The organism is Rubritalea sp. (genome assembly GCF_039830215.1).
In the GTDB taxonomy this organism is placed as follows: domain Bacteria; phylum Verrucomicrobiota; class Verrucomicrobiia; order Verrucomicrobiales; family Akkermansiaceae; genus Rubritalea.
Genome location: NZ_JBDOPO010000148.1, coordinates 1 through 4,883, shown reverse-complemented (window position 1 = coordinate 4,883; position 4,883 = coordinate 1). Strand labels below are relative to the sequence as shown.

The 4,883-nt window shown below is 47.6% G+C and carries 4 protein-coding genes; all 4 read right to left on the bottom strand.

Annotated features, from left to right (window positions below; translation table 11 throughout):
* Positions 1-1,442: DNA polymerase/3'-5' exonuclease PolX (gene polX, locus ABGY95_RS05010; protein ID WP_347440601.1), on the bottom strand; the 1,442-nt coding region annotated here is incomplete at its 3' end.
* Between the two features lie 162 nt (positions 1,443-1,604).
* Positions 1,605-1,913, bottom strand: a complete 309-nt coding sequence (locus ABGY95_RS05005) for a YbaB/EbfC family nucleoid-associated protein (RefSeq protein ID WP_347440600.1) — start codon at positions 1,911-1,913, stop codon at positions 1,605-1,607.
* 27 nt (positions 1,914-1,940) lie between these two features.
* Positions 1,941-3,596: a DNA polymerase III subunit gamma/tau gene (dnaX, locus tag ABGY95_RS05000; protein WP_347440599.1), complete on the bottom strand. Its 1,656-nt coding sequence runs from the start codon at positions 3,594-3,596 to the stop codon at positions 1,941-1,943.
* A 252-nt stretch (positions 3,597-3,848) separates the two neighbouring features.
* Positions 3,849-4,883, bottom strand: a 1,035-nt coding sequence (locus ABGY95_RS04995; RefSeq protein WP_347440598.1) for a transketolase C-terminal domain-containing protein, incomplete at its 5' end; no start/stop codon positions are given.

Below are 4,883 nucleotides of genomic sequence, written 5' to 3'. Positions count from 1 at the left end.
TCGCGGCGCAGAAGAAGTCTACCGGTGAGGTGTCCCAGCATACTGACGTGAGGGTTCTCCATAGCGCGTATAATACGCGCTGTCATTTCCTTTTCAGGAAGTGTGAAGGAGTTGTGTACAGAGGCGACAACGTAATCTAACTGTTTTAAAATGGAATCCTCAAAATCGAGCGAACCATCCTTAAGTATATCGACTTCTGAACCAGCGAGTAAACGGAACGAGCCTTTCCACTGTTGGTTTAGCTTCTTTATTTCAGCGACCTGACGTAGCAGCCTGTCAGGGTAGAGGCCATTGGCTTGGAATGATGACTTAGAGTGATCTGCAACACCAAGGTACTCGAGCCCGAGTTCAATCGCAGCGGCAGCCATTTCCTCCAGCGAGTTTCTACCGTCTGAAGCTGTGGTGTGGTTGTGGAATGTGCCACGAAGGTTTTCGAGTTCAATGAGACGGGGGATTTTTCCATTTTCAGCCGCTTCTATTTCGCCACGATTTTCTCGGAGCTCTGGTGGTATGAAGTCGAGTCCGAGCGCCCTATATATGTCAGCCTCATCGTCAACTGTTGGTGGTTTTGCCGCTCCATCTTTGACTGTGAATGCGTATTCGTTCAGCGACCACCCCCTCTTTAATGCTCGTTGGCGGATCGCTACGTTGTGTTCTTTGCTGCCGCTAAAATACTGAAGAGCGAAGGGGAACTCTTTATTAGTAACAGCACGAAGATCAGCCTGTAGACCGTTTTCTAATCGAATGGAAACCTTGGTCTCGCCACAAACGATTATGTCTTCTACTTCATCTAACTGAGAGAAGTAAGCTGTGAGTTCTGCTGGTTTGTTAGTGGCCACGAGTATGTCGATATCGTGCAAGATTTCCTTTGAACGCCGGTAGGAACCCGCGTGGCAGCAACGAAGCGTGGCTGGGTGGTTGCGCACTTGCTCGAGTAAAAACTCAGCCATCACAGCTACATCACCTAATCGGAAATGCGATGCGAATTTCTCACGTAGCTCGATGGCACCAAGAATCTTTTCAACGGTCTTCTTAGCAAATCCTTTGAGCGCACTGATGGAGCCATTATTACAGGCAGTTTTTAGTGAAGAGACTGAATCGATGTTGAGTTGGTCGTAGAGTACTTTAATTTTCTTTGGGCCTAGGCCCTGAATTTCGAAGAGTTCAAAAAGTGTCGGTGGAAATTCAGCGCGAAGGTTCTGGTGGAACTCCAGCTTATTAGTAATAGCGATTTCGTGAATTTTTTGCTGTAGAGCCTTGCCGATTCCAGCAATGCCATCGAGTTTATCCTCCTTGGCCAATGCAACAATATCGGCATCAACTGAGCGTACGATCTCAGCAGCATTCTTGTAGGCGCGAGTTTTAAACACATTTTCACCTTTTAACTCCAGCAGCAGAGCGATCTCATCTAATATATCTGCAATGTCTTCGCGGTCCATCATCGGTGATTTAAAGTTGTTTCATGCTCAGAGTAAATTGCTTTTTTCGCTCATTAGCAGGTAAGCTGGCACAGCAGTCAGTGAGTTTTCAGATACTGGGAGATAAAAGAAAAGGCGCTCATCATAGAGAGGAACGCCTTTTGAGGTGTGTGAGATAAGTGGAGACTATCCTAGCCCCGGGATGTTGAGTCCGCCAGTTAGCTTGGACATTTCTCCGCTGGCCATGTCTTTGCCTTTAGTTATCGCCTCTTGGACGCATTTGAGCACGAGTTCTTGAAGGAACTCAGCATCTTCTGGATCAATGATTGAAGGGTCAATCTTGATGTCGTGAACGTCACCAGCGCCTGTGGCTACGACAGTAACTTTGCCACCGCCAACCGATGCTTCTACGGTTTTACCTGCTAGATCTTCTTGAGCCTTCTGCATGCCAGCTTGCATTTGCTGGGCTTGTTTCATGAGTTTGTTAATGTCCATAAATTTCTGTCGTGTTAGTTGATTGAGTTAGGCCGTTTTAAGTGTGGCCGAAAATATTTTGAGAGCGTTTTGAATGAGTGGGTCTTTGTAAAACTCGTCGTCATCAATTTTAGCTGGTTCAGGTTCAGGTTCTTCCTCCTTCTTAGGTGCCGCCTTCTGTTTTGCAGCAAGATCGGCGTCAGACTCAAGTATTGGTGGCGCCTCAGAGACCTCTGGGGCACTCTCAATAAATGCGTCTAGTCCACTGATTGTTTCGTTAGCTGTGCGTTTTTTTAGCGGCTCAGGAGTGAAGTGTTCCTGCGAGTCAGGTTGCTGGGCCAGGGTAGGGGGGGCTGGCTCTTCAACGACGACTGGTTGCTCAGCAACCGGCTCGGGCATTGGTGTGACAATTTCTTCAGATTGTGGCAAGACCGGCTCAGGCAGTTCGTTAGGAATCTCTGTATTTGAATTTGGTGCAGCTGTAGTTAGAGGAATCTCCGCTTTAGTTGCTGCTGGTGAGTGTGTCTTGGTTTGAGCTGAGTCAATCGACTGGATCTGATTTAACTCAAGAGTTCCTGCACCTGCAAGCGCAGCAATGACATCACTAATGCGGGCGTCACTGAGAGAATGAATCGCCTTGATAATACCAATTTCAAAATGTAGTTTCTTATTATTAGCCCATTTCATGCGGGCTTCTGTGTTGGCAAAAATATCAACTAAGTGGAGTAAACGGTCAGTAGGTACTGACTTACTAGCAAGTGAGAGAGGGTCCCAGAGGTTTCGTGGGATGCCATCATTACTTGCACTTGGGTCAACTTTCGTGACAAGTAATGCTCGTAGACAGCTAATGGTGTCATCGAGAAGTTGGCTAAGTTCTTTACCTGCACTAGCCTGCTCGTTGAGTATAGCCAGAGCTCCAGATGAGTTTCTCTCAAGAATGCTCTGAGTGAGCGCTGCGACAGTTTCACGTGATGTGAAGCCAAACACATTGAGTACGTCTTTCTCTTTGATGTCACTTCCACAGAACGCAACTAGTTGATCAAGCATTGATTGCGCATCACGCATCCCTCCATCGGCACCTTTAGCTATAGCCCAAGCCGCAGCAGAATCTAATGCTACATTTTCATTGTTGGCTATGTAGGTGAGTTGCTCAGCAATTGTTTGAGTGCGGATTGGGCGTAGGTCGAAACGCTGGCAACGTGAGATGATAGTTGGGAGAATTTTGTTGGGTTCAGTGGTAGCAAAGATAAACTTAACGTGGGCTGGCGGTTCTTCTAGAGTTTTGAGCAATGCGTTGAATGCCGATGTTGAGAGCATGTGAACCTCATCAATATAGTAAATTTTAAATTTACCATGAGTCGGAGTGTATTGGACGTTTTCGCGCAGTTCGCGAATGTGGTCGACTCCATTGTTTGATGCACCATCAATTTCAATCACGTCGAGCGAAGTGCCATTGGCAATTTCCCTGCAAATCGTGTTATTAGGGTCGAACTCAGCGCTAGGCCCGTCGGGGCAGTTGAGAGCCTTAGCAAGAATTCTAGCCGTGGTTGTTTTACCTGTGCCACGAGGACCTACAAAGAGATAGGCGTGTGCTAATCGGTTTTGCTCGATTGCATTACGCAAAGTCTGAATGACATGGTCCTGGCCCAAGACATCATTGAATGTTTCTGGGCGATACTTTCTGGCGAATACCTGGTAACTCACGCCATGAGATTACAAATCCACTCTAAAATGCCAATTGAAAAGTGGGCTAGACCTAGGATATTTTGCGTGATGAGTTTAGTTTACTTCTGGTAACACTCGCTTTAGGCGTGTGGTATAAATTCTTTTACATATACGGTGCGTTTTGAAAACTCTCTTTCCTCGGTATGAGCTGCGATTGAGTCTAATGAGAGGCGCTATAAATAAAAAGGCGCAGGAATCTGCGCCTTTACTGAATACATTATTTTGTTGGAATTATTTGAGGTGTTTGGTCACGAGCTCTACAGATCTTTCAGCAGACACGCCGTGAATCTCCCTGAGGATGTCGACTTTCCCATGCTCAACGAATGCGTCAGGCCAGCCGATGCGTTCAACCTTCGTGTGAATGTCGGCATCACTAAGGAGCTCCATCACGCTTGCTCCAAAGCCGTTTGGTAGGACGTGATCTTCAAAGGTGCACACCACTTTACACTGCGCAGCTTTCTCTGTGATTAGCTTGGCATCAAGCGGCTTGATCCATCGTGGGTTGATAAGACAGACTGAGTAACCTTGAGCTTCGAGTGCGTCCTTGGCTTCGACGGCTAACTCGAAGAGGTGACCAAGTCCTATGAGGCAGACGTCTGAGCCGTCCTGCACCAGCTCAGCTTCCCCTATGGTGAGAAGGGTGGGATTGTCTTTGATTTCGGCTCCGATACCTGCACCCCGTGGGTAGCGTATGGCTGATGGTCCATCATCGTAGTGGGCCATAGTCCAAAGCATGTCGACGAATTCGTCTTCGTCCTTGGCTTGCATGTGGATGAGATCTGGCACTACGCGTAGGTAGCCGATGTCGAATAGTCCGTGGTGTGTAGGGCCGTCGTCGCCAGAAAGTCCGGCACGATCCATACAGAGTCTCACTGGGAGTGACTGCAACGCCATATCATGAATAATCATATCGTAGGCTCGTTGCATGAATGTCGAGTAGATCGTGAGGAATGGCCTAAAACCTTCACAAGCTTGACCGCAAGCAAATAGCGCGGCATGTTCTTCTGCTATACCCACATCAAAATAGCGCTCGTTGAGCTTTTCTTTGAAGATGTCTAACTTAGTACCACCGGGCATAGCGGCGGTGATGGCAGTTATTTTAGGGTCTTTTGTAGCAAAGTCGGTTAGATTGCGACCAAAGATCTCTGAAAAGGTTGGGACTGAGCCAGCTGCCGTAGATCCATCTTCGATTTTGTAGGCTCCGAGACCATGAAATTTCCCAGGGTTATCGAGGGCGGGGGTGTAGCCGCGCCCTTTTTCTGTGAT

Coding starts and splice junctions, on each gene's coding strand:
- ABGY95_RS05005 (WP_347440600.1), bottom strand. CDS start 1,913: ATGGACATTAACAAACTCATGAAACAAGCCCAGCAAATGCAAGCTGGC.